This is a genomic window from Micromonospora sp. SYSU B005 (assembly GCF_055362685.1).
Genome location: NZ_JAXCFU010000002.1, coordinates 630,368 through 652,610 on the forward strand (window position 1 = coordinate 630,368; position 22,243 = coordinate 652,610).

Below are 22,243 nucleotides of genomic sequence, written 5' to 3' on the forward strand. Positions count from 1 at the left end.
TGGGCTCCGGGGTGTCAGTAGGCGAACGCCAGCGGGCGCTCGGCGTCGTCGGTGTCGTCGGTGTCGTCGTCGGGGGTGACGTCCGGGACGCCAGCGCGGGCGTAGCGGACCAGCAGTTTGAACTCGACCACCGCGAGGACGGCGTAGATGAGCGTGAACGCGGTGAACGAGGTGAGCACCTCGGTCAGGGAGACGCTGCGGGACACGCCGTCACGGGTGAGCATCTCGCCGAAGACGATCCACGGCTGGCGGCCCATCTCGGTGAAGATCCAGCCGAACGAGTTGGCCAGCAGCGGCAGCACGGGCATGACCAGGCCGGCGCGCAGCAGCCACTTGCTGGTGGGGGTGCGGCCCTTGCGCTGGCTCCACAGCACCAGCAGGGCGATCGCGGCGGCGGCCAGCCCGAAGGCGATCATGAAGCGGAAGCTCCAGTAGGTGACCGGGATGATCGGGGCGTAGTTGCCGGGGCCGTACTGGCTGGCGTACTGGGCCTGCAGGTCGTTGATGCCCTGGACGGTGCCGTTGGGGTCGCCGGTGCCGAGGAACGACAGCAGGTACGGGATCTTGACGGCGAACAACTCGCGGCTGCCGTCGAGGCTGCCGACGGTGAGCACGGAGAACGAGGCGGGGCTCTCGGTGGTGTAGAGGCCCTCGGCGGCGGCCATCTTCATCGGCTGCACCTCGGTCATGATCTTGCCCTGGATGTCGCCGGTGAGGATGACCAGCGCCGAGGAGACCAGGACCGTCCAGGAGCCGAGCTTGGTGGCGAAGCGGTACGCGCCGGTGTCGGCGCTGTCGCGGTTGCGCATCACGTGCCACAGGCCGACGGTGACCATCAGCGACCCGGCGACCAGGAACGCGCCGGCCAGGGTGTGCGGGAAGGTCACCAGGGCGACCTTGTTGGTGAGCACGGCGACGAAGTCGGTCAGCTCGGCGCGGCCGCTCTCCGGGTTGATCCGGAAGCCGACCGGGTTCTGCATGAACGAGTTCGCGGCGAGGATGAAGTACGCCGACAGGTTGGTGCCGATCGCGGCGGCCCAGATCGAGGCCAGGTGCAGGCGCTTGGGCAACCGGTCCCAGCCGAAGATCCACAGGCCGATGAACGTGGATTCGAGGAAGAACGCGACAAGGGCCTCGATGGCCAGCGGCGCGCCGAAGATGTCACCGACGAAGCGGGAGTAGTCGCTCCAGTTCATGCCGAACTGGAACTCCTGCACGATGCCGGTGACCACACCCATCGCGAAGTTGATCAGGAAGAGCTTGCCGTAGAACTTGGTGAGTTTGAGGTACCGCTCGTTGCCGGTGCGGTGCCACATGGTCTGGAGGATCGCCACCAGCACGGACAGGCCGATGGTCAACGGCACGAACAAGAAGTGGTAGACGGTGGTGACACCGAACTGCCAGCGGGCGACGTCCAACGCGTCCACCAGAAAACCCCCAGCTGTGCATACTACGAGACGTAGTAGATACTACTCGGCGTCGTAGCGAAAGCAGCAGGGCCGCAGGGCCCCACCCGGCCCGGGACCAATGACCCTGATCACCCTTGCCGGAGGACCTGCGGTCCCGGGATCACCCTTGCCGGGCACCGGGGTCGCCCCGGCTCGTGCGACGATCCAGCACTGATGAACAGCACCCCCTGGCGCGCGCCGCTGCTGTGGCGGGGCGCGCAGACGCTCGCCCGCGCGGTCGTCGGGCTGGTCGGCCGGCTGGAGGTCACCGGCGACGTGCCCGACGCGCTGCGCCACGGCCCGCTGGTCCTGGCCGCCAACCACATCAGCCCGTTCGACCCGGTGGTGCTCGCCGCCGCCTGCCGGGTCCGGCGCGTCGCGCCCCGGATCATGGCGACCGGCGGGCTGTTCCGCGCCCCGGTGATCGGGGCGCTGATGCGCCGCGCCGGGCACATCCGCGTCGACCGCGGCACCGCCGCGGTGCACCGCTCGCTGGAGGTCGCCGCCCGGGCCGTGGCCGGCGGGTCGGTGGTGCTGGTCTACCCGGAGGGACGCATCGGGCTCGACCCGGGCATGTGGCCCGAGCGGGGCAAGACCGGCGCGGCCCGGCTCGCGTTCGCCAGCGGCGCCGCCGTCGTGCCGGTGGCCCAGTGGGGCTCGCACGAGGTGCTGCCCTACCGGGCGCCCAGGGGAATGCTGGGCGCGGTGGCGCGGGCGGTCGCCCGCCGGCCCGTCATCCGGGTGCACTTCGGCGCCCCGGTGCCGCTGGACGACCTGCGGTCGGACTCCCCCGGCGCGGCCCGGCGGGCCACCGACCGGATCATCGACGCGATCACCGAGGATCTCGTGCCGCTGCGCCCCGACGAGCCCGATCGGCCCCGGCACGTCGACCCCGGCCGCCCGGTGGACGACAGTCGCGCGCACCGCCGCCGTACCGGCTGACGCATCCCGGGCCCGGTCGCGGGTATCAAGCCGCGCATCCCGTACGCGGAGAGGACCCGGCCATGACCGCTGTTCGAGCACTCGTTCTCAACTGCACCCTGAAGCGCTCCCCGGCGACGTCCAGTTCGCAGGTGCTCGGCCAGGAGGTGCTCGACGCGCTGGCCGATCAGGGTGTCGACGGCGAGATCGTCCGGGTGGTCGACCACGACGTGCGCTTCGGGGTGTCTGTCGACGAGGGCAACGGCGACGGCTGGCCCGGCATCCGCGCCAAGCTGCTCGCCGCCCAAATCCTGATCATCGCCACGCCGATCTGGCTCGGTCAGCCCTCGTCGGTGACCAAGATGGTCCTCGAACGGTTGGACGCCGAGCTGTCCGAGACCGACGAGCAAGGCCGCCTGCGCACCTACGGCAAGGTCGGCGGCGTGGCCGTGGTCGGCAACGAGGACGGCGCGCACCACACCATCGCCGAGGTGCAGCAGGCGCTCAACGAGGTGGGGTTCACCTGCCCGGCCGCCGGGGCCACGTACTGGGTCGGGGAGGCGCTGCACAAGACCGACTACGTCGACGCCCGCCCCAAACCCGACACGACCGGCCGCACCACCGCCGCGCTGGCGCTCAACAGCGCCCACCTGGCCCGGCTGCTCGCGGAGCGGCCCTACCCGCCGCCCGGAACCCGCGACGCGGGCGTCGGCCCCAGCACCCAGCCCGGCTGACCCGGCCCCGACCCCGGCCGCGCTGGCCGCCTGCGCGCACCGCCGTCGATCTTGCAGTTGGTGCCCGGGCGAACCCGGCCAACCGCCCCCGACGAGGGCCGCAACCGCAAGATCGACGAGGTGAGGCGAGCGCGGGGGCGGGACGGGGCGGGGGTGGGTCAGGGGGTGGCGCGCAGGCGGTCGTCGAGGGCGGTCAGGTCCGGGACGAACCACACCTGGTCGTGCCGGTTCGACTCGGCCACCAGGGCGCGCAGCGCGCCGCTGCGCTCCAGATGCGCGGAGATGTCGCCGACGATCGCCAGGCGCAGCCGGTAGTTGACGAACTTCTGCATCACCTCACCGGCGAAGCGGGTGCCGAGCGTGAAGAAGCCGGGGTCGAGCCGGTCGGCCGGCACCGCCACCACTGTCGCGCCGAGGAACGCCGCGCCGATCAGGTCCAGCGCGTCGCGTTCGGTGGCGATCGGCGGGCCGTCCGGGTCGCAGACCAGCACCGGCACGCCGGCGCGCTCCTGCATCAGGTCAGCCACGGCCGTGCTCCCCGCCGCCGAGCAGGCCGTTGCCGCCGTCGAGCACCCCGTCGAGCAGGCGCAGCAGGTCGGCGGTGGCGGTCAGGTCGCCCAGGATCACGATGGTCATGCGGTGCCGCTCCTCGTCGTGGACCGTCTGCACGCGCAGCGGACGGTCCGGGTCGTGGTGGGTGTTCACACCGGCCAGCACCAGCGTGCCGAGCCGGTCGGCGGCGGCCCGGTCGACGCCGTCGAGGCGCACGACGCTCGACACCTCCGCCCCCGGTGCCGAGGGCGACGCGGGCCGGCCGGTCAGCGCGTCCAGGTCCGCGCGGGCGATCCGGTACTGCTTGCCGATCCGCGTGGCCCGCAGCCGGCCGGAGCGGATGTAGCCGCGCACGGTGCGCACGTGCAGGCCGAGCAGGTCCGCGACCTGCTCCACCGAGTACATGTTGTTACTCATCGCACCCTATCCTAGCCTCCTAAGGGAACGATAGGTAATTTCGCCGCCCGGCCATGTGCGCGCCACCCACGCCGGGCATACTGCCCGCGTGCAGCCCCGTCACGGCTACCTCGACGCGCCCGCGCCGCTGGCGTTCGCCCACCGCGGCGGCGCGGCCGATGGCGACGAGAACACCGCCGCCGCGTTCGCCCGTGCCGTCGCCCTCGGCTACCGGTACGTGGAGACCGACGTGCACGCCACCGCCGACGGGGTACCGGTGGTCTTTCACGACCCGACGCTGCGCCGGGTCACCGGCGAGCCGGGCCGCATCGCGGACCTGCGGTGGGCCGACCTGTCCTCGGCACGCGTCGGCGGCGCCGCGCTGGTCCCCCGCCTGGACGAGGTGCTCGGCGCCTGGCCGCAGGTGCGGTTCAACATCGACGTGAAGTCCGACGGCGGCGTGGAACCCACAGTCGCCACTGTCACCCGGGCGGGCGCGGGCGAGCGGGTGCTGCTCGCCTCGTTCAGCGACGCCCGGCTGGCACGGCTGCGGGCACTGGCCGGGCCGAAGGCCGCCACCAGCCTCGGCATGCGCGGCGTGGCCCGGCTGCGGCTGGCCTCGCTGCACGGACGGCCGCTGCGGCTGCCCCCGTCCGTGGTCGCCGCGCAGGTGCCGGTCTCCTTCGGCCGGGTGCCGGTGGTGGACCGGCGGTTCCTCGCGTACTGCCACCGGATCGGGTTGCAGGTGCACGTCTGGACGATCGACGAACCCGCCCAGATGCACCACTTACTTGATCTTGGTGTGGATGGCATCATGACCGATCACGTCAGCGTGCTCCGTGACGTCTATCGCAGTCGCGGCCACTGGGCCGCCTGAGCCCCCGAGGACGACCCCCGATGGCCGATACGGTCACCCCCGCCGTCGCCGACCCCGCCGGACCGGGCAGCACCCGCCGCGAGCGCACCGGCTGGTACTTCTACGACTGGGCGAACTCCGCGTTCCAGACCACAGTCATCACGGTCTTCCTCGGGCCGTTCCTGACCACCGTCACCGAACTCGCCGCCGGCTGCGAACTGGGCGCGGACAGCTGCGACGGGGCCGTGTACCCGCTGGGCGTCAAGGTGGCCGCCGGCTCGTTCTACCCGTACCTGATCTCGCTGTCGGTCTTCCTCACCGTGTTCGTGCTGCCGGTGATCGGCGCGATCGCCGACCGGTCGGCGCACAAGAAGCGGCTGCTGGCCGGCGCCGCGTTCACCGGCGCCGGCGCGACCATCGCGTTCGCGTTCGTCACCGGCGAGCGCTACCTGCTCGGCGGCGCGCTGTTCCTGATCGCGAACATCTCCTTCGGCGCCGCCGTGGTCGTCTACAACTCGTTCCTGCCGCAACTCGGCGGGCCGGACGAACGCGACGGCATCTCCAGCCGCGGCTGGGCCATCGGCTACCTCGGCGGCGGTCTGCTGCTCGCGCTGAACCTGGTCGCGGTCACCATGCTCAGCGAGGAGGGCAACGCCCAGCGCACGCTGGACCTGGCCCGCTGGTCGATCGTGTCGGCCGGCGTGTGGTGGGCCGCGTTCACCCTGGTCCCGCTGCGCTGGCTGCGCGAACACCCCACCGCCGCGGCCCTGCAGGCGGGCGGCAACGTGCTCACCGACGGGTTCCGGCAGCTCGGGCGCACCCTGCGCGAGATCAAGGCGTACCCGCTGACGCTGTACTTCCTGCTCGCGTTCCTGGTCTTCAACGACGGCATCCAGACCGTCATCACCCTGGCCAGCCAGTACGGCACCGAGGAACTGCGGCTGGAACAGAGCACGCTGATCGTGACCATCCTGCTGGTGCAGTTCCTGGCCTTCGGCGGCGCGCTCGCCCTCGGCGCGCTCGCCAAGCGCATCGGCGCCTGGAAGACCGTGCTGCTGTCGCTGGTGCTCTGGACCGGTGTGATCATCGCCGCGTTCCGGCTGCCGGCCGAGGCGCCCGTGCCGTTCATGATCCTCGGCGGCTGCATCGGCCTGGTCCTCGGCGGCAGCCAGGCGCTGAGCCGGTCGCTGTTCAGCCAGCTCATCCCCGCCGGCAAGGAGGGCGAGTACTACGGCTTCTACGAGATCAGCGACAAGGGCACCAGTTGGCTCGGCCCGCTGGCGTTCGGCCTGGTCTTCCAGCTGACCTCGTCGTACCGGGTGGGCCTGGTATCGCTGCTGATCTTCTTCGTGGTCGGCTTCGCGCTGCTGGCCGCCGTGCCGATGCGCCGGGCCATCATCGCCGCCGGCAACACCCCGCCCCGGGTGCTCTGACCCCCGCGCCCCGACCTGTGGATCATCGCGGACCGGATCAGGCGGCGTCGATGGACTAGGCTGCCCCGACGTGACCGACGACGCCGCCCCGACCTGCCTGGCCCGCCCCCTGCCGGGGCCCGGCGACGACCGAGCCTCCGGCTGCGCCGCCGCCCGCGGCGTCGACGGCCGGCCGCTGCACGCCGCCGCGCTCAAGTTCTTCTGGGGGCCGATGGACTGCGGCAAGTCCACCATGGCGTTGCAGATGAACCACAACCACGCCCGGCAGGGCCGCCGCGGCCTGGTCACCACCCGCATCGACCGCTCGCTGGGCCCGCAGGTCACCACCCGCATCGGCCTGGCCCACGAGGCCGTCGAGGTCACCGACGACCTCGACCTGCGCGTCCTGGTCCGCGACGCGTGGGCCGAGGGGGTACGAGTGGACTACCTGATCTGCGACGAGGCCTCGTTCTACAACCTCGAACACATCGAGCAGATGGCCGAGCTGGTCGACCGGTTCGACGTCGACGTCTACGCCTTCGGCCTGGCCACCGACTTCCGCTCCTGCCTGTTCCCGGCCGCGCAGCGGCTGTTCGAGCTGGCCGACGAGGTGGCCCGCATCCAGGTCGAGGTGCTGTGCTGGTGCGGCCGGGAAGGGCTGCTCAACGCCCGTGTGGTCGGCGGCCGGGTGGTCCGCGAGGGCGCGCAGGTCGTCATCGGCGACACCGTGGACACCGCCGACGTGCGCTACCAGGTGCTGTGCCGGCGCCACTACCGCTCGGGCGACCTCGGCCCGCGTGCCTGAGCCTCAGAAGGGATCCCCGCACACCCGCCACGACCCGCCCTCCGGCACGACCGGCAACTCACGTTCCTCGCTGCCACCGCCGTCGCGGTTGATCCGCACGATCACCGTCCCCGTCGGCTTGCCGGACCGGGTCGCCACCGACACGTCGACGATCTCGTAGCCGCTCACCTGGGGCGGGGTCCGCACCCAGCTCCCGAAGCCGGTACGGCTCCACTTGCCGCGGGCCTCGGCGCACAGCCGCTCGTACGCCGCGTCGGTGTCGCCGGCCGCGACGTCGCGGAAGAACCCGTCGGCGGTCTCCCGCACGGGCCCGTCGGCCTGGAGCACCACCTGCGCGTTCCACGCCGCCAGCCCGGCCACCCCGATCAGGCAGGTGCCCACGCCGAGACCGGCGATCAGCACGCCCGCGCGTAGCGGCCGGCGACGCCGGGCCGTGTGGTGCCACTCCCGCTGCCTGCCCATCACTGTCGACGGTAGGCAACCGGACGGTGACGCGCAGCCGGTTGCGACGCGCGCTCGTACCGGACAGCAAATGGCGGGCATCGGCGGCAGACTGTCCGCATGACAGCTCACGCCGACATCGCCATGATCAGTATCGACAGCTCCGACCCGGCCGCGCACGCCGCCTTCTACGCCAAGGCGCTGGGGTGGGAGATAACCCACAGCGAGGCCGAGTACGCCATGATCGTCAAGGACGGTCCGGCGATCGGGTTCGGCCTGGTGCCCGGGTACACGCCGCCGGCATGGCCGGACGAGAGCGGCAACAAGCGTTACCACCTCGACCTCTACGTCGACGACGTGGCGGTCGCGGAGAAGGACCTGGTGGCGGCCGGCGCGACCCGGCCCGACTTCCAGCCCGGCGGCGAGCGGTGGACCGTGCTGATCGACCCGATCGGGCAGCCGTTCTGCCTCTGCCCCCGCCCCCAGGGCTGACCGGTCGGCGCAGCGGGCCGCAGTGCTCCGCGGCCCGCTGCGCGGCTGGTGGCGGTCAGCCGCGGCGGCGGGCCCGGGCCGCCCAGATCGCGTACGCCGGATCGCGGTCCAGGTTGTGCCGGTCCCGGTCGTAGCGGCGGGTGGTACGCGGATCGGCGTGCCCCATCGCGTCCTGTACGTCCTCCAGCGGCACCCCCTCCGAGCGCGCCGTGGTGGCGAACGCGTGGCGCAGCGAGTGCGGCGACAACTTCGCCCACGCGGCGATCCCGGCCCGCTGCGCGAGGCGGCGCACCAGCCGGAACACGGCGTGCCGGTCCATCCGGCCGCCGGTGGCGGTGATCAGCAGTGGACCGGTCAGCTCCGGCACGGTGACACCCTGCGCGGCGGCCCGGGCGGCCAGGTAGGCGTCGACCGCGTACGCGGTGCCCGGGGTGAGCGCGCGCCGGCGTACCTTGCCGCCCTTGCCGACGAAGCGGACGCTGCGGTGACCGCGTTCCGTGCCCAGGTCGGACACGTCGAGCGCGACCAGTTCCCCGACCCGCAGCCCCAGGTCGGCCAGCAGCGCGACGGCGGCCTGGTTGCGGGCGGCGGCCGGGCCGGTGTCGGCCTCGGCGGCGGCGATCAGCGCGTCGACCTCGTCGGGAGTGAGGCCGACGGTGGCGGAGTGGTCCCGGTCGACGCGCGGCCGGTCCGCCGCCGACACCGGGTTGGCGGGCACCGCGCCCAGCTTGACGAGGAAGTCGTACCAGCTCGACAGCGCGGACAGCCGGCGCGCGACGGTGGCCGGGGTGAGCGGGCGGCCGGCGCGGCCGCGGGGTGTGGACTCCAGTTCGCGGCCGTAGGTGTTGACGTCGAGGAAGGTGGCCCGCAGCGGGTCGACGGCGTGCTCGGCGCACCAGGTCAACCAGCCGGTGACGTCGCGGCGGTACGCGTCGCGGGTGTGCTCGGACAGCCGCCGGTTGCGCAGCCACGCCTCGGTGACGTCGGCCGGGCCGGCGGGCAGGGCGGCGGGGCGGGCGCGGGGCAGCACCTCGGGGCGAAGCATGTGAGAAAGGTTCTCAGCCGGCGGGGGGTTTGGCGACGAGGCGCGCTGATCCGCCGGTACGACGAAGCGGGGTCGGCCGGTGGCCCGGCCTCCCCCGCGTGTCGGTGTGACGTGCTCAGGCGGTGGTGAGCTGACGCCGGCCGTTGCCCTCGGCGGGCGTGCTCACGGTGATCCGGCGCGGCTTGGCGCGCTCGGCGATCGGGATGCGCAGCGTCAGCACCCCGTTGTCGTAGCCGGCCTCCAGCCGGTCGGTGTCGAGCGTGTCGCCCAGGAACAGCTGCCGGGTGAACGTGCCCATCGGACGCTCGGCGGCGACCAGCTCGACGTTCTCACCGGTGGGACGGCGGCGCTCGGCGCGGACGGTCAGCACGTTGCGCTCGACGGTGCAGTCGATGCTGTCCGGGTCCACGCCGGGCAGGTCGAACGCCGCGTAGAAGTGGTCACCGTCGCGGTACGCGTCCAGGTGCATCACGGCGGGCCGGGCGGTGGTGCCGAAGAACTGCTCGGCGATCCGGTCGATCTCGCGGAACGGGTCGGTACGCATCAACATGGCTCTTGCCTCCTCGGTTCTCCTGGCCCAAGGTCTCAAGTTGAGTCCGGGTGACTCAAGTTCCTGGTTCTGTTTTAGCGCGCCTCCGCCGCGTCGTCAACCCGGCCCGCGAGCGCCTTCTCGAACCAGTGCTGCGCGTACGGACCGCTGCTGAAGGCGGGGATCTCCCGGTAGCCGTGCCGGGCGTACAGGGCACGCGCCTCGATCAGGTCGGAGCGGGTGTCCAGCCGGATCCGCGTCGCCCCGCCGCCGGCCGCGTACGCCTCGATCGCCGCGATCAGCGCCGCACCGCCCCCGGCGCCCCGGTGCTCCGGGCGCACGTACACCCGGGTCAGTTCGGCCCAGCCCGGCTGCCACCTGAGCCCGGCGCACCCGGCGAGCCGGCCGTCGCGGCGGGCCAGCACCAGCAGTCCGGTCGGCGGGGCCAGGTCGTCGCTCGGGTCCTCGGCCAGCGCGGCGTCCACCTCACCGGGCCGCTCCGGACGGCCGTACCAGCGGCGCACCATCTCCGCCATGTACTCGCGCAACATCAGCGTCGCGTCCGGCTCGTCCGGGCGCGCGGCCCGCGTGCTCCAGCCGGTCACGGCCCGGTCCGCCAGTAGACGCCCTGCTCGCGGGTGAGCAGCATGTCGTCGATCAGGTAGCGGCGCAGCGTCACGTGGTCTGCCTCGCCGCCCTCGCACCATCGGCGCAGCGCGTCGTTCACCTCCCGCTCCGGGTAGCGCCGCCCGGGTTCGAAGCTGCGTTCGGTGATGTGTTCCAGCAGCACCCGGCGGCGCCCCCGCTGCGCGGGCAGCCGGGTCAGCGCGCCGTCGCGCAGGAACGTGCGCAGGATCGCCTCGCGCGGGTTCGCGGCCGGGACCGCCGGGGACGCCGTACCGGCGCGGGCGAACTCGCGCAGCCGCTCGGCGTCGACCCGCAGCCCGCCCTCGTCGTCGGCGAGCACCCCGGCGTCGGTGAGACGGCGGACGGCCACTGCGGCGTCGCGGGCGGGCAGGCCGGTGCGGGCCACCACGGCCGGCACGTCCCGGGCGCCGAGCACGATCGCGGCGAACACGGTCCGGCGGCGCTCGTCGGCGAGCGCCCCGGCGAGGGCATGAGCGGTCATGGCGGGCAGCCTGTCAGCAACCCGCCGGATCCGGCCAGGCGTTTTCGTGCCGCGCCCGGCCCGCGCCGACGGCCGTGCGGTTCGCGGCGCCGGCCCGCGCGGGCTCCGACGCCGACCGGCGAGCCCGCAGGTCAGGCGGGTCAGGCGGCGAAGTCCACGTCGGCGGCGTCGACGGTGCCGGCGGTACGCCCCGGCGCGGTCTGGAAACGCCAGTAGAGGTTGGTGTGGGCGATCACCTGCGCGGGCGGCGGCGCGCCGTAGGCGGACAGGTCCTCGGTGGTGTGCGCGTCGGCGACGAGCGTGGCGTCGTAGCCGCGGGTGAACGCGCCGTGCAGCGTCGAGCTGATGCACGCGTCGGTCTGCGCGCCGGTCACGACCAGCCGGCCCACCCGCGCGGTGGCGAGCACCGGCTCCAGGTCGGTGTCCTCGAAGGAGTCGCCGTAGGCCTTGTGCACCAGCGGCTCGTCGTCGCGTGGCGTCAACTCGGGCACGATCCGCCACTGCTCGCTGTCGGCCGGCAGGTCGTCGCTGCGGTGCTGCACCCACACCACCGGAACGTCGGCGGCGCGGGCCCGGTCGACCAGACCGGCGATGGTGGCGACCACGCGGTCACGGTCGTGGGCGCCGCCCACCACACCGTTCTGCACGTCGACGACGAGCAGCGCGGTGTGCGGACGGCCGGTGAGCGTGGTCATGGCGGCTCCTCGGGTGGTGACGGTCCAGGTCAACCTAGCCCCGGCCCCCGACAGATCCGGTTCGCGCTCACAGCCGCCGGTGCATGACGTGCAGCCCCACCCGTCCCCGCGCCGGGTGCGCGAACGACTCCGGCACGGTGCCGATCACGCTGAAGCCGAGCCGCCGGTACAGCTCCACGGCCGCCGTGTTGGTCTCCACCACGGCGTTGAACTGCATCGCGGCGAAACCCTGCCGGCGGGCCCAGTCCAGCGCCTCCTCGCACAGCGCCCGGCCCACACCCCGGCCGCGGGCGTGCGCCGCGACCATGAAACTGGCCGTCGCCACGTGCGACCCCGGCCCGGGCCGGTTCGGGCCCATCTTCGCGGTGCCGCGCACCGCGCCGTCGTGGTCCACCGCGACCGAGGTACGCCCCGGCGGGCGCTCCACCCACACCTCCCGCAACGTCTCCGGCGGCCAGTCCGGGTCGTACGGGAACGTGTCGGCGGCGGTGACGACGTCGGCGAGGATCGGCCCGACCTGGTCCCAGTCGGCGTCGGTGTAGTCACGAATCAGCATCGGCGCGCACGCTAGCCGCCGCCCCGGCCGTCCGGCCACCGGTTTCCGTCCACCCGGCCGAGGGCGGCGGGGCATCGGCGGACCACCGGCCGGGGCCATCATGGACAGGTGGCCGAATCAGTCGCCGACGTCGATCGGAGCGAGGCCGCCGCGCCCGGTGGCCCGCCGCCCGCCGGTCCGCGTACCGCAGTGCCCCTGGCGGTCGGCGCGGTCCTCACGGCAGTGCTGCTGTCGCTCGCCGGCCGCTACGGCTACCACCGCGACGAGCTGTACTTCCTGCTGTGCGGGCGGCACCTCGACTGGGGCTACGTCGACCAGGGGCCGCTCGTGCCGGCGCTGGCGCGGCTGGCCGACACGATCGCGCCGGGCAACCTGGTGGTGCTGCGTACCCCGTCGGCGTTCATCGGCGGCGCGGCGGTGGTCCTGGTCGCCGCGATCGCCCGGCAGTTCGGCGCCGGCCGCGCCGCCCAGACGGCGGCGGCGGTGCTCGCCGCCGCCTCGGGCATCGTCCTGGCCGGGGGCCACCTGCTCAGCACCACGAGCGTCGACCTGCTGGTGTGGCTGGCCGCCGCGCTCTGCGTGGTGCGGATGCTGCGCACCGGCGACACCCGGTGGGCGCTCGGTGCCGGGCTGGCGCTCGGCATCGGCCTGCTCAACAAGCCGCTGCCCGCCCTGCTCGGCGTGGGCCTGGTCGCCGGTGTGCTGATCGCCGGGCCGCGCCGGCTGCTGCGCGACCGGTGGGTGTTCGCCGGTGCGGGCGTCGCCCTGCTGCTTGCCGTGCCGTACGCGGCGTGGCAGGCAGCGCACGGCTTCCCGCAGCTCGACGTCGCCGCGTCGATCGCCGACGGCGACAGCTCCTACAGCGGCCGGATCGACGCGGTGGTGCTCCAGTTCCTGATCATCAGCCCGTTCGCGGTTCCGGTGTGGATCACCGGGCTGGTCGCGCTGCTGCGCCGGCCGTCCTGGGCGGCGTACCGGTCGCTGGCCTGGGCGTGGCTGGTGGTGGTCGCGATCGTGGTGGTGGCCGGCGGCAAGGGCTACTACGACGCGCCGCTGCTGCTGGTGCTCACCGCCGCCGGGGTGGTGCCGGCCGTCGAGTGGGCGCGGCGTGGTGCGGCCCGGGCCCGGCAGGCGCTGCTGGTCGCCGCCATCGTGCTGATGGCCGCGAGCAGCGCGGTGCTGCTGCTGCCCACGCTGCCGGCCGACCGGCTGCCCGGGTTCGTGGTCGCGGCCAACTACGACGCGGGCGAGACCATCGGCTGGCCCGAGTTCGCCGACTCGGTGGCCGCCGTGCACCGCGCGCTGCCCCCGGCCGAGCGCGACCGGGCGGTGGTGCTGACCGGCAACTACGGCGAGGCCGGCGCACTGGCCCGGTACGGGCCGGCCCGGGGCCTGCCGCGCGCGTACTCCGGGCACAACAGCATGGCCGCGTTCGGCCGGCCGCCGGACGACGCCGACGTGGTGATCGTCGTCGGCTGGTCCCGCCCGGAGCCGCTGCGTGCCTGGTTCACCGAGGTCACCGAGGCGGGCCGGGTCGACCAGCGGGTCGACGTCGACAACGACGAGAACGGCGAGCCGATCTTCGTCGCGCGGGGACTGCGGCGTCCGTGGTCACAGATCTGGGACACCGAGGTACGCCACGGCTCCTGAGATACTTGCCGCCATGCTCTGGGGAGTCAGCGGGCCGGTCTTCCTCCTCGACTACCTCGGCGCGGTCGCCGTGGCAGTCGGGATCGCCCTGGCGGTACGCGAACTGACCGGCCACCGTACCCGGGGTGCGACACCCGACCGGGTCGAGCTGGCGTACCTGACCGACCGGGCGCTGCTGGCCTGCCAGGTCGGGGTGGCGGCGCTGCGCCGTGCGGGCGGGGTCGACGTCGGCGAACTCGCCACCCTGCACGCGCAGGGGCCGCCGCCGCCCGGCTCACCCCCGCTGGTGCGCGCCCTGCACACCGCGCTGCGCCGCCCGCAGACCTGGGCGGCGGTGCTCGCCGATCCGGCCGTGGGCCGGGCGCTGCGCCGTACCGTCGGGCGGCTGGTCCGCGACGGGTGGCTGCTCACCCGCGCGCAGCGGCGGCGGATCGCGCTGGGCACGGTGCCGCTGTTCGCGGTGGCCGCGGTCGGGCTGACCCGGCTCGTGGACAGCGCGGTCGAGGGGCGTTCCGCCGGCGGTCCGGCCTCGGTCGCCGGGCTGCTGCTGTGCTGCCTGGCCACCGCGCTGGGCGCCTGGTGGCTGACCGAGGTGCCGGAGACCGGCGCCGCCGCCCGCCGGCTGCTGCGGCGGCTGCGCCGCGAGCACGCCGACCTGGACCCGGAGCGCCGCCCGGTCTGGCAGGGCCGCGACACCGACACGCTGCTGACCGGGATGGCGCTGTTCGGCCCCCGGCCACTGCTGGCCGTCGACCCGGCCTTCGCCGTGCAGGTGGGCGTCGACCCGGAACGGGACCGCCCGCGCCCCGACCGCAAACCCGCCCGCCGCTGACCGAACCTCTCATTTCGCGTCGATCATGAGGTTGACGGCGTTCCGTGTCCGGTTTGCCGGGTCCAACTTCATGATCGACCGCTCCAGGCGGGCAGGCCGCCGGCGCGAGCCGGTTTCCTTGTCTTGCGGGCCGGGAAGGCTTGGGCATGGCCGAGACATTCGTGAGCGAAGACCTGAAGACACTGCAGGCGATTGCGCGCGGGGCCGGCATACAGGAGGTCGACCGCCTGTCGCCGGACCAGCTGGTCGAGGCGCTGCGCCGCGCCGGGGTGACCGACGGTACGCAGGACCAGTGGCCGCCCCAGCCGATCGAGGACCCGGCACACCTGGCCGGGCTGCCCCGCAGCTCGCTGACGCAGGGCGACGAGAGCACCGGCGGCCGGGCCGCCGAGGAGTCGATCGGCGCCATGCCCGGCGAGTCCGGCACCGAGATCAACGACCGCACCGAACGCTGACCGTACGCACGAAGGGGCCGCTCCCGGTGCTCCCGGGGGCGGCCCCACGCTCGGTCGGACGCGGTCAGTGCATGCCGGCGGCGGCAGCCGCCTCCTCGCGGGCCCGGCGCTCGTCACCGCTGAGCGTGTTCAGCGGCTTCTCCTTGATGAACAGCACGACGATCAGGGCGAGCAGCGCGAAGGGCGCACCGATGAGGAACATCTCCGACGTGGCGATGCCGTAGACGTCCTGCACGACCCGCAGCACCGGCTCCGGCAGGGCGGACAGGTCGGGCACCTCGGCCGATCCGCCGCCGGCCGCGATCGGCCCCAGCCGTTCGACGGTCAGTGAGGTCACCCGGTTCGCCAGGACGGCACCGAGCGCGCTGACGCCGACCGCGCCGCCCATGCTGCGGAAGAACGTCAGCACCGAGGTGGCCGCGCCGAGTTCGGCGGCCGGCACGTCGTTCTGCGCGGCCAGCACCAGGTTCTGCAGGAGCATGCCCACGCCGACGCCCAGCACCGCCATGTACACCGACAGCACCGGCACGCTCGTGGTCGCGTCGATGGTGCTCAGCAGCAGCATGCCGACCGTCATCACCGCGGCGCCGGCGACCAGGAACATCTTCCACCGGCCGTACTTGGTGATCAGCTGGCCCGCCACCGTCGAGGAGACCAGCAGACCGAGGACCATCGGCAGGCTCATCAGGCCGGCCGCCGTCGGCGACTTGCCCAACGAGGTCTGGAAGTACTGCGACAGGAACACGGTGCCGCCGAACATCGCCACGCCGACCAGGATGCTGGCCACAGTGGTGAGGCTGACCGTGCGGTTGCGGAAGATCCCGAGCGGGATGATCGGCTCCTCGGTGCGGGCCTCGACGAACACGGCGAGCGCGAGCAGCGCCAGACCGCCGCCGACCAGCAACGCCGTCCAGCCGGAGGCCCAGTCGAACTTGTTGCCGGCCAGCGACGACCAGATCAGCAGCGTGGACACGCCCGAGGTGATCAGCAGGGCGCCGAGCCAGTCGATGCGGACCTTGCGGCGCACCACCGGCAGGTGCAGCGTCTTCTGCAGCAGCGCGATGGACAGCAGGCTGAACGGCACACCGATCAGGAAGCACCAGCGCCAGCCGAGCCAGGACGTGTCGACCAGGACGCCGCCGATCAGCGGGCCGGCGATGGTGCCGACACCGAAGACGGCGCCGAAGATGCCGGCGTACCGGCCCAGCTCACGCGGCGGGATCATGGCCGCCATGACGATCGTGGCGAGCGCCGTCATGCCGCCCGCGCCGATGCCCTGGATGACCCGGCTGAGCAACAGCACCTCGACGTTCGGGGTGAAACCGGCGACGAGTGAACCGGCCACGAACAGGCCGAGGGACAACTGGATCAGCAGTTTCTTGCTGTAGAGGTCGGCCATCTTGCCCCACAACGGCACCGTCGCGGTCATCGCCAGCAACTCGCTGGTGACGATCCAGGTGTAGACGGTCTGGCTGCCGTCGAGGTCGGCGATGATCCGGGGCAGCGCGTTCGCCACCACCGTCGAGGCGAGGATCGCCACGAACATGCCGACCATCAGGCCGGACAACGCCTGGAGGACCTCCCGGCGCGACATCCGCGTACCCGTCTCGGCGGGTGGAACAGTGGCGGTGGTCATCGAACTCCTTGTCGGTGTGCACGGGCGAGCGGCCGCGCGACGGCGGCGGCGGGTACGGGTGGGAGGGGTCAGGACGGGTCGGGCAGGCCGGCGGCGACGACGGCGAACGCCTCGGCGGTCAGTTCGCGCAGCGTCGCCGTGTCGGGTCGCTCGACCCACTGCATCAGGGCCGTGCGGAACACCGCGCCGGCAACGGTGGTGACGAGCGTCGGACGGCCGTGGCACGGGTCGAGCCCCAGCCGGGCGGCCACCGCCGCGACGATCACCTGCTCCGTCTCGGCGTTGCCGCTGACCAGACGCGGCAGCAGCGACGGGTTCGCCGCGATCACCCGCAGCCGCAGCAGCCACACCTCCCGATCGGCCTCGATGGCCTCGACCACCTCGTCGAAGGCCAGCCGCAGCGCGTCGAACGCGGACATCTCCGGCGGCGCGGCGACGATGCGGGCAGCAAGCACCTCGCGGTCCGTCGGCTGGTCGCCGAGCAACGCCTCGTCCTTGCTGGGGAAGTAGTTGAAGAAGGTGCGGGCCGACACGTCGGCGGCCTCGCTGATCTCCTCCACCGTCACCTGGTCCAGGCCGCGCTCGGCGACCAGACGCAGCGCGGCGGCGCTGAGGGCGGCGCGGGTCTGCCGCTTCTTGCGGTCACGCAGGCCAGGGCGGCTCTGATCCGGGGTCACGCCACGAGACTACGAGCGATCTTGCAGAGAGTGCAAACTTTTAGTCAGTGAAGTGATGGGCGACGCAGCGGCGCGGGAAAACGGGTTGAGAGCGGTTCCGGACGTCCCGTACGTTTCCCGCACTCCTGTCGCAGCGAAGAAGGACGATTCCGCGTGACCCCTCCTGCTCTCTAGAACCTGACACGTTCCCCACGCCTGTAGCCGGCCGTTGCGCGCCGGCTCCCCGGGCTGCCCTCGCGCGCCCGGCCACAGCGTCCGAGGCCGCGCGTAATCGGCCTCGCGTCAGGTCTTCAGAGATCAGGTCTCCATGTCATCCCAACCGCATATCGTGCTGCCCTGGGTCGTGCGCCGGACCCGCCTTCCGCTGCTGTCGCTGCGCTGCGCCGTCTGCCGGGCCGAGTCGGCCACCGCCGCCAAGGGCCGGTTCCGCGTCAACGCCAACGGCAAGTTGCTGGACGTGTGGCTGCTCGTCCGGTGCGTGTCCTGCGACCGCACCATCAAGCTCACCGTCCGGGAGCGGGCGGCGGTCAGCTCGTTCGATCCCACCGAGCTGCACGGCCACCAGCTCAACGATCCCGACCTGGTGGCGGCCACACTGCTGGATCCGGCGTTCGCCCGGCGCTGCCGCTTCACCCTGGACTGGACCGGCGCGTGGCGCCTGGACGCCCCGGTCGTGCCGCTCGACGGGTGGCCGGTCCAGGTGAACGTCACGTTCGACGACCCGGTGCCGGTACGCCCGGACCGGCTCATCGCACACCGGTTCGGCCTCACCCGGTCCGAGGTGCTGCGCCGGGTCAAGTGCGACATCCCGCTGAAGCGTCCGACGAGCTCCGCCTTCACCTTCACCGTGCTGGCGGAGGACTGACCGGGCGTGGGGGGGGGGGGGGGGGGGGGGGGGCGGGCGCCCCGCCCCCCCACGCCTCACCGGCCGCTCGTCGCACCACCCCGTACCGCGGCGAGCTCGGCCTCGATCAGATCGGCGGCCCGGTCCGCGCCGCCCGCGGCGCGGGCCTGCCGCTTCAGCTCGGCGGTGCGGGCCGCCACGGCGGGGTCCGAGGTGAGGGCGAGCAGCGCCTCCCGCAGCTGCGCGGCGGTGACGCCGGCCGAGTCGACGACCCGGGCGACGCCGAGGGCGGCCAACTGCTCCGCGTTCGCGAACTGGTCGGCCGCCTGCGGTACGGCGATCATCGGCGTCCCGCAGTAGAGACCTTCGCTGCTGCCGCCCATGCCGGCGTGGGTGACGAAGGCGTCCGCCTGCTCCAGTACGGCCAGCTGCGGCACCCACCGGTGCACCTCGACGCTGCTCGGGACGGGACCGAGTTCGGCGGGATCGACGTGCTTGCCGATCTGGAGAACGGTGTGCCAGCCGGGCAGGTCACCGAACGCGGCGACGCAGCGGCGGTAGAAGTCGGGCTGCCGGGTGAAGGCGGAGCCGAGCGAGACGAGCAGCACCTTCTCGGCGTGCTCGGGTCGTACCCAGGAACCCTGGTCGGAGCGGTCGCCCAGCACCGGGCCGACGAAGCTGTAGACCGACCGGTCCACCCGGTCGGCGTTCGGCTGGAGCGCCTCCGGCGGCAGGACGAGGCTGCGCACCGGCCGCCCCTGGAACGCCATGCTGTCGGTGACCGACGACCCCTCGGCGGTCAGCCACGCCGTGAACCGCCGGTAGTAGTCGGCGCCGCGCGGATCGGCCCGCATCGCCTCCACGGCGGGTGCCATCTCCTGCTCGTAGCCGTCCCAGGCCACGAACGTCGAGGAGAGCTGGACAGCCGGAATCCCCCACTGCTCGCCGAGCAGGCGGGCCGGCGCACCCGCGATGTCGTAGAGGAACAGGTCCGGCCGGTCGTCGGTGTAGGCGGCCCGCAGCTGCGGCAGCATGGCGACGGCGTCGTCGAGGAAGAGCGTGAGCTGCGCGATCGGGTCGTCGATGTCGGCGCCGCCGTCGGCGGGCAGCGTCGACGTGTACGGCTTCAACTCCGCGCCGGTGGCCCGGATGACCTCGGTGAAGGCGGGATCGTTGGCGTAGGTGACCCGGTGGCCGCGCCGCACGAGGGTACTGATGATCTCCAGGCTCGGGTTGACGTGGCCGTGGAACGGAATGCTGACCATGGCGATGTGCGGCACGTGAACTCCTGATCTCTGCTGAGACGAGACGTCCCGTCTCGCTCGACAAGGAGAGCACGGCGCGACCGCGCCGTCAAGACGATACGTCTCGTCTCGCTGTATGCTCGTGGCGTGACCCCGCAGCCCGCCCGCCGCAACGAGCAGTCCCGCCGCGCGATCCTCGCCGCCGCGCTGGAGCTGCTGACCGAGACCGGCTACCCGGCCCTGACCGTCGAGGCGATCGCCGCCCGCGCCGGAGTCGGCAAGCAGACCATCTACCGCTGGTGGCGCGGCAAGGGCGCGGTCATCCTCGACGCGCTCGCCGACGACATGCCGGAGGTCATCGCCCTGCCCGACACCGGTGACCTGCGGACCGATCTGCGCCAGGTGCTCCGGGCCACCGTCGCCGAGTTCGCCGATCCTCGGCTGTCCGCCACCACCCGCGCCATCACCATCGAGACACTCGCCGACGAGGACCTGGGCGGCCAGGCGCGCGACAGGCTGCTCCGTCCCCAGCTGAACGCGGTCCGCGTCCGCCTGGAGGCCGCCCGCGAGGCCGGCCAGGTGCGCCCCGACGCCGCCCTGGACCAGGTGGTGGAGCTGCTGTTCGGCCCGCTCTACCACCGCTGGCTGCTGCGCAACGGCCCACTGACCGACGACTACGCCGACGGCATCGTCGACCTGGTCGTCGCCGCCGTCACCCCGTCAACGCGCACCAGCGGCTAGCCAGTCGTCTGCGGCCTATCCGGCGGCCAGTTCCTGCGACAGCCGATCGAGTCCGTCCCTTATCAGCTTTCCGTAGCCGTCGTCGCCGAGCGCGCCGATCCCCTCCCGGGCCCGCCGGAGGTGGTCCCGGGCCTGGTCGAGTTCGCCGAGCTTGCGGTGGCACTCCGCCAGGTTGAGATGCAGCGACGGATACAGGCCGGCAACCGACATCGGCACCCCGGCCTGCGCGACCCGCTCGTCGGTGAGCAGGTCGGCCGCCGCGAGCGCCCGCCGGTCCCAGGCAAGCTCCTGACGTACGTCGTCCTGCACGTCGGCCATCGCGTGCGCGAGGACGCAGACATGCAGGGGGTCACCCTGTTCCCCGCCGATCTCGTCCCAGATCCGGGCGAACAGGTCGCGGGCGTCCTCCCGTCGGCCGTGCTGGTGGTGCATCTGTACGCCGTCGTTGATCCGGGTCAGCGTCGCGTCGAACACCGTCGCCCTGCTCCCTTCGATCGGCTGCGGTGGCGTGATCGTACGCCGACAGCGCCCACGGAGCCTGCGCGCACATAACTGTCATTATGGTGCGGTGTCGATTCGTCCTGTTTGACCACATGATTTAGCGGATTACTGTTACCGGTAATCCGTTAAACAAGTCCCCGAGCGGGCTTGCCTCGGGGGCGAAGTTTGGAAGGATCGAGGCGTGCGCGCCGCGAACCGGAGATGGGGGCACGTCGCCCTGACCACCTGCCTGCTGCTCGCAGCCGCCGGGTGCACCAGCGAGGACGATGCGGAGCGACCTGAACCGGCCGCGTCGGATCCCGTCTCCCCCGGCGCGCAGGCCGCGCCGCTGCCACCACTTCCCGAGGGCGGGCAGCGCCTGCGGTGCGCCGATTCGATCGCCACGACACCGGAACCGGGTGAGGGGTACCGCGTCGTGGCTGACACCGTGGCGGTGTCGTCGACTGTGGTGCAGCCGAACGAGTCATCCGGTGGACGAGGGCCGACGCGTCTCTTCGCCAAATGGGGCCTGCTCGTACGGGTCGGAGCGGCCGTGGAGGTGCGGGTGGCGCCCGGCTGGGGAGATCGTGCCCGCATCGGGTGGGGCCCGGGCGCCGTCCCGACGACCACTGTGCAGGTGGAGGCGTGCCCCGCCGCGAACGCGTCGACCGCATGGTCGGTCTACACCGGCGGCACCTGGGTGGCGAGCCCGGCGTGCGTACCGCTGGTGATCCAGTCGCCCGGACGGCAGGTCGAGGTGCGCCTCGCGATCGGCGCCGCGTGCGACGAGAGCACCTAGCGTACGAACGGCCTGACGACCTCGAAGGGCTCCGGGAACCGTACGGCGATGCCACTCTCCCGGCTCTTGCGGTCGAGGAACGCCCTGGCCACGGCGAACCTGTCGAAGAACCTCGGCAGCGGCCGCAGCCCGCGGTCCAGGGAGACGAAGAAGTCGTCCCAGTGGATCGGCACGATCAGGCCGGGCCGGGTCGCGTCCACCACGTGCCGCCAGTAGTCGCTCTGGAACTGCTGCGGCTGCACCCCCAGGGCGCCGATCGCGAGGTAGAGGACGTCGACGTCGAGCCCGTCGAACCGGTGCGGCACGTAGTTGGCGCTCGGGTGGATCAGCAGCGAACCGCCGGGGTGGGTGACGAGGAACGAGAAGCATCCGCCGTCGCGGTACCTGCTCGCCCTGACCGGTGGGACGAGCGGTTCCTCGATCACACCGGGGAACCTGTTGCCCGGGCTGTGGTCGCCGGCGAACACGCGCACGGTGAACGCGCCGACGCGGTACTCCTCGCCGTCGGCGAGCCGGGTCATCGACTGCTCGCCGAGGCCCGCGCCGCGTCCCACGTTCAGAGTGGACTCGGAGCCGAACAGACGTCCCCCGAGGTGCTTCACCACCTCGGGGGCGTCCATGACGTGGTCGTAGTGGGAGTGGGAGACGAAGAGCGCGTCGAGACGGGTCACGCCGGCCCGGGAGAGCGCGGCGGTGATCCGCCCGAGGTCGGGGGCCACGCGGCCCAGCGCGACGCGCAGCAGTGAGGGCCGGCTCAGGAAACCGTCGATCAGGATTCCGGAGCTGCCGTCGGACACGTGGACGGTCGAGGTGCCGAAGAAGACGGCTTCGACAGACGCCCCGCCCGAGCCCATGCGCCGATGGTAGTGCGCAC

General features: G+C 72.8%; 27 protein-coding genes. 12 read left to right on the forward strand and 15 right to left on the reverse strand.

What is annotated here, in order from left to right:
- Positions 1-14 precede the first annotated feature (14 nt).
- Complete coding sequence (locus SM452_RS08235) at positions 15-1,427, reverse strand: cytochrome ubiquinol oxidase subunit I (RefSeq protein ID WP_262015744.1); 1,413 nt, start codon at positions 1,425-1,427, stop codon at positions 15-17.
- A gap of 195 nt (positions 1,428-1,622) precedes the next feature.
- Between SM452_RS08235 and SM452_RS08240 the strand changes: the two genes are divergently transcribed.
- Positions 1,623-2,390, forward strand: a complete 768-nt coding sequence (locus SM452_RS08240; RefSeq protein ID WP_355511714.1) for a lysophospholipid acyltransferase family protein — start codon at positions 1,623-1,625, stop codon at positions 2,388-2,390.
- A 62-nt stretch (positions 2,391-2,452) separates the two neighbouring features.
- Positions 2,453-3,103: a flavodoxin family protein gene (locus tag SM452_RS08245; RefSeq protein ID WP_355511712.1), complete on the forward strand. Its 651-nt coding sequence runs from the start codon at positions 2,453-2,455 to the stop codon at positions 3,101-3,103.
- A 158-nt stretch (positions 3,104-3,261) separates the two neighbouring features.
- Here SM452_RS08245 and SM452_RS08250 read toward each other — a convergent pair whose 3' ends face one another.
- Positions 3,262-3,630 (reverse strand): DUF4180 domain-containing protein, encoded by a 369-nt coding sequence (locus SM452_RS08250; RefSeq protein WP_120569898.1) that lies wholly within the window; start codon positions 3,628-3,630, stop codon positions 3,262-3,264.
- Complete coding sequence (locus tag SM452_RS08255; RefSeq protein ID WP_463839634.1) at positions 3,623-4,072, reverse strand: helix-turn-helix domain-containing protein; 450 nt, start codon at positions 4,070-4,072, stop codon at positions 3,623-3,625. Before SM452_RS08255 ends, SM452_RS08250 begins: the two co-directional genes overlap by 8 nt.
- 88 nt (positions 4,073-4,160) lie before the next feature.
- Here SM452_RS08255 and SM452_RS08260 point away from each other — a divergent pair, with 88 nt between their 5' ends.
- The 3 genes from SM452_RS08260 to SM452_RS08270 all read left to right on the forward strand — a co-directional run bounded on the left by SM452_RS08260 (position 4,161) and on the right by SM452_RS08270 (position 7,124).
- Entirely contained in the window at positions 4,161-4,928 is a 768-nt protein-coding gene (locus SM452_RS08260) for a glycerophosphodiester phosphodiesterase family protein (RefSeq protein ID WP_463839635.1), read from the forward strand.
- Between the two features lie 20 nt (positions 4,929-4,948).
- Positions 4,949-6,340, forward strand: a complete 1,392-nt coding sequence (locus SM452_RS08265) for an MFS transporter (protein WP_350816862.1) — start codon at positions 4,949-4,951, stop codon at positions 6,338-6,340.
- A gap of 97 nt (positions 6,341-6,437) precedes the next feature.
- Positions 6,438-7,124 carry a thymidine kinase gene (locus SM452_RS08270; protein WP_374669042.1) on the forward strand — a complete coding sequence of 229 codons (687 nt, stop codon included), beginning with the start codon at positions 6,438-6,440 and terminating at the stop codon, positions 7,122-7,124.
- Positions 7,125-7,127: 3 nt separating this feature from the next.
- Here the strand turns inward: SM452_RS08270 and SM452_RS08275 are convergent, their stop codons facing one another.
- Positions 7,128-7,586, reverse strand: coding sequence for an Rv0361 family membrane protein (locus SM452_RS08275; protein WP_120569903.1), 459 nt, complete (start codon positions 7,584-7,586; stop codon positions 7,128-7,130).
- Positions 7,587-7,685: 99 nt separating this feature from the next.
- Between SM452_RS08275 and SM452_RS08280 the strand changes: the two genes are divergently transcribed.
- Positions 7,686-8,057 (forward strand): VOC family protein, encoded by a 372-nt coding sequence (locus SM452_RS08280; protein WP_355511704.1) that lies wholly within the window; start codon positions 7,686-7,688, stop codon positions 8,055-8,057.
- A gap of 55 nt (positions 8,058-8,112) precedes the next feature.
- Here SM452_RS08280 and SM452_RS08285 read toward each other — a convergent pair whose 3' ends face one another.
- The 6 genes from SM452_RS08285 to SM452_RS08310 all read right to left on the reverse strand — a co-directional run bounded on the left by SM452_RS08285 (position 8,113) and on the right by SM452_RS08310 (position 12,011).
- Positions 8,113-9,102: a tyrosine-type recombinase/integrase gene (locus SM452_RS08285; protein ID WP_357236592.1), complete on the reverse strand. Its 990-nt coding sequence runs from the start codon at positions 9,100-9,102 to the stop codon at positions 8,113-8,115.
- 115 nt (positions 9,103-9,217) lie between these two features.
- Positions 9,218-9,652 carry an Hsp20/alpha crystallin family protein gene (locus SM452_RS08290; protein WP_121683763.1) on the reverse strand — a complete coding sequence of 145 codons (435 nt, stop codon included), beginning with the start codon at positions 9,650-9,652 and terminating at the stop codon, positions 9,218-9,220.
- 74 nt (positions 9,653-9,726) lie between these two features.
- Complete coding sequence (locus tag SM452_RS08295; RefSeq protein ID WP_233585527.1) at positions 9,727-10,236, reverse strand: GNAT family N-acetyltransferase; 510 nt, start codon at positions 10,234-10,236, stop codon at positions 9,727-9,729.
- Positions 10,233-10,760: a DUF2087 domain-containing protein gene (locus SM452_RS08300; protein WP_463839636.1), complete on the reverse strand. Its 528-nt coding sequence runs from the start codon at positions 10,758-10,760 to the stop codon at positions 10,233-10,235. Before SM452_RS08300 ends, SM452_RS08295 begins: the two co-directional genes overlap by 4 nt.
- 140 nt (positions 10,761-10,900) lie before the next feature.
- Positions 10,901-11,455, reverse strand: a complete 555-nt coding sequence (locus tag SM452_RS08305) for an isochorismatase family protein (protein ID WP_463839637.1) — start codon at positions 11,453-11,455, stop codon at positions 10,901-10,903.
- Between the two features lie 67 nt (positions 11,456-11,522).
- Positions 11,523-12,011, reverse strand: coding sequence for a GNAT family N-acetyltransferase (locus SM452_RS08310; RefSeq protein ID WP_121683766.1), 489 nt, complete (start codon positions 12,009-12,011; stop codon positions 11,523-11,525).
- A gap of 108 nt (positions 12,012-12,119) precedes the next feature.
- On the opposite strand from SM452_RS08310, the gene SM452_RS08315 reads away from it, so the two are divergent.
- The 3 genes from SM452_RS08315 to SM452_RS08325 all read left to right on the forward strand — a co-directional run bounded on the left by SM452_RS08315 (position 12,120) and on the right by SM452_RS08325 (position 14,948).
- Positions 12,120-13,661 (forward strand): ArnT family glycosyltransferase, encoded by a 1,542-nt coding sequence (locus SM452_RS08315; protein ID WP_463839638.1) that lies wholly within the window; start codon positions 12,120-12,122, stop codon positions 13,659-13,661.
- Positions 13,662-13,674: 13 nt separating this feature from the next.
- A complete protein-coding gene (locus SM452_RS08320; protein WP_463839639.1) occupies positions 13,675-14,493 on the forward strand; it encodes a TIGR04222 domain-containing membrane protein in 819 nt (272 codons plus the stop codon).
- 146 nt (positions 14,494-14,639) lie between these two features.
- Positions 14,640-14,948 (forward strand): hypothetical protein, encoded by a 309-nt coding sequence (locus SM452_RS08325; RefSeq protein ID WP_121683769.1) that lies wholly within the window; start codon positions 14,640-14,642, stop codon positions 14,946-14,948.
- Between the two features lie 64 nt (positions 14,949-15,012).
- On the opposite strand, the gene SM452_RS08330 is transcribed toward SM452_RS08325, so the two are convergent.
- Together SM452_RS08330 and SM452_RS08335 are read right to left on the reverse strand one after the other, a co-directional pair.
- The gene (locus tag SM452_RS08330) at positions 15,013-16,584 is read right to left on the reverse strand and encodes an MDR family MFS transporter (protein ID WP_450066760.1); all 1,572 of its coding nucleotides are present in this window, start codon (positions 16,582-16,584) and stop codon (positions 15,013-15,015) included.
- Between the two features lie 68 nt (positions 16,585-16,652).
- Entirely contained in the window at positions 16,653-17,261 is a 609-nt protein-coding gene (locus SM452_RS08335) for an acyl-CoA-like ligand-binding transcription factor (protein WP_463839640.1), read from the reverse strand.
- A 343-nt stretch (positions 17,262-17,604) separates the two neighbouring features.
- Between SM452_RS08335 and SM452_RS08340 the strand changes: the two genes are divergently transcribed.
- Entirely contained in the window at positions 17,605-18,126 is a 522-nt protein-coding gene (locus tag SM452_RS08340; protein ID WP_463839641.1) for a DUF1062 domain-containing protein, read from the forward strand.
- 56 nt (positions 18,127-18,182) lie between these two features.
- Here SM452_RS08340 and SM452_RS08345 read toward each other — a convergent pair whose 3' ends face one another.
- Positions 18,183-19,370, reverse strand: coding sequence for a macrolide family glycosyltransferase (locus SM452_RS08345; RefSeq protein WP_463839722.1), 1,188 nt, complete (start codon positions 19,368-19,370; stop codon positions 18,183-18,185).
- Positions 19,371-19,496: 126 nt separating this feature from the next.
- On the opposite strand from SM452_RS08345, the gene SM452_RS08350 reads away from it, so the two are divergent.
- Positions 19,497-20,090 carry a TetR/AcrR family transcriptional regulator gene (locus SM452_RS08350; RefSeq protein ID WP_357210623.1) on the forward strand — a complete coding sequence of 198 codons (594 nt, stop codon included), beginning with the start codon at positions 19,497-19,499 and terminating at the stop codon, positions 20,088-20,090.
- 15 nt (positions 20,091-20,105) lie between these two features.
- Here the strand turns inward: SM452_RS08350 and SM452_RS08355 are convergent, their stop codons facing one another.
- Positions 20,106-20,564, reverse strand: a complete 459-nt coding sequence (locus SM452_RS08355; protein ID WP_463839642.1) for a tetratricopeptide repeat protein — start codon at positions 20,562-20,564, stop codon at positions 20,106-20,108.
- A 208-nt stretch (positions 20,565-20,772) separates the two neighbouring features.
- Between SM452_RS08355 and SM452_RS08360 the strand changes: the two genes are divergently transcribed.
- Entirely contained in the window at positions 20,773-21,369 is a 597-nt protein-coding gene (locus SM452_RS08360) for a hypothetical protein (protein ID WP_355512146.1), read from the forward strand.
- On the opposite strand, the gene SM452_RS08365 is transcribed toward SM452_RS08360, so the two are convergent.
- Entirely contained in the window at positions 21,366-22,223 is an 858-nt protein-coding gene (locus tag SM452_RS08365) for an MBL fold metallo-hydrolase (protein ID WP_262016310.1), read from the reverse strand. The genes SM452_RS08360 and SM452_RS08365 overlap by 4 nt on opposite strands.
- Between the last annotated feature and the right edge of the window lie 20 nt (positions 22,224-22,243).

Bases quoted from the DNA above. Each gene is read 5' to 3' on its own strand.
- SM452_RS08240 (WP_355511714.1), top strand. From the start codon at position 1,623: ATGAACAGCACCCCCTGGCGCGCGCCGCTGCTGTGGCGGGGCGCGCAG.
- SM452_RS08290 (WP_121683763.1), bottom strand. From the start codon at position 9,652: ATGTTGATGCGTACCGACCCGTTCCGCGAGATCGACCGGATCGCCGAG.
- SM452_RS08275 (WP_120569903.1), bottom strand. From the start codon at position 7,586: ATGGGCAGGCAGCGGGAGTGGCACCACACGGCCCGGCGTCGCCGGCCG.
- SM452_RS08300 (WP_463839636.1), bottom strand. From the start codon at position 10,760: ATGACCGCTCATGCCCTCGCCGGGGCGCTCGCCGACGAGCGCCGCCGG.
- SM452_RS08285 (WP_357236592.1), bottom strand. From the start codon at position 9,102: ATGCTTCGCCCCGAGGTGCTGCCCCGCGCCCGCCCCGCCGCCCTGCCC.
- SM452_RS08255 (WP_463839634.1), bottom strand. From the start codon at position 4,072: ATGAGTAACAACATGTACTCGGTGGAGCAGGTCGCGGACCTGCTCGGC.
- SM452_RS08305 (WP_463839637.1), bottom strand. From the start codon at position 11,455: ATGACCACGCTCACCGGCCGTCCGCACACCGCGCTGCTCGTCGTCGAC.
- SM452_RS08320 (WP_463839639.1), top strand. From the start codon at position 13,675: ATGCTCTGGGGAGTCAGCGGGCCGGTCTTCCTCCTCGACTACCTCGGC.
- SM452_RS08345 (WP_463839722.1), bottom strand. From the start codon at position 19,370: ATGGTCAGCATTCCGTTCCACGGCCACGTCAACCCGAGCCTGGAGATC.
- SM452_RS08365 (WP_262016310.1), bottom strand. From the start codon at position 22,223: ATGGGCTCGGGCGGGGCGTCTGTCGAAGCCGTCTTCTTCGGCACCTCG.
- SM452_RS08265 (WP_350816862.1), top strand. From the start codon at position 4,949: ATGGCCGATACGGTCACCCCCGCCGTCGCCGACCCCGCCGGACCGGGC.
- SM452_RS08310 (WP_121683766.1), bottom strand. From the start codon at position 12,011: ATGCTGATTCGTGACTACACCGACGCCGACTGGGACCAGGTCGGGCCG.
- SM452_RS08330 (WP_450066760.1), bottom strand. From the start codon at position 16,584: ATGACCACCGCCACTGTTCCACCCGCCGAGACGGGTACGCGGATGTCG.
- SM452_RS08245 (WP_355511712.1), top strand. From the start codon at position 2,453: ATGACCGCTGTTCGAGCACTCGTTCTCAACTGCACCCTGAAGCGCTCC.
- SM452_RS08280 (WP_355511704.1), top strand. From the start codon at position 7,686: ATGACAGCTCACGCCGACATCGCCATGATCAGTATCGACAGCTCCGAC.
- SM452_RS08325 (WP_121683769.1), top strand. From the start codon at position 14,640: ATGGCCGAGACATTCGTGAGCGAAGACCTGAAGACACTGCAGGCGATT.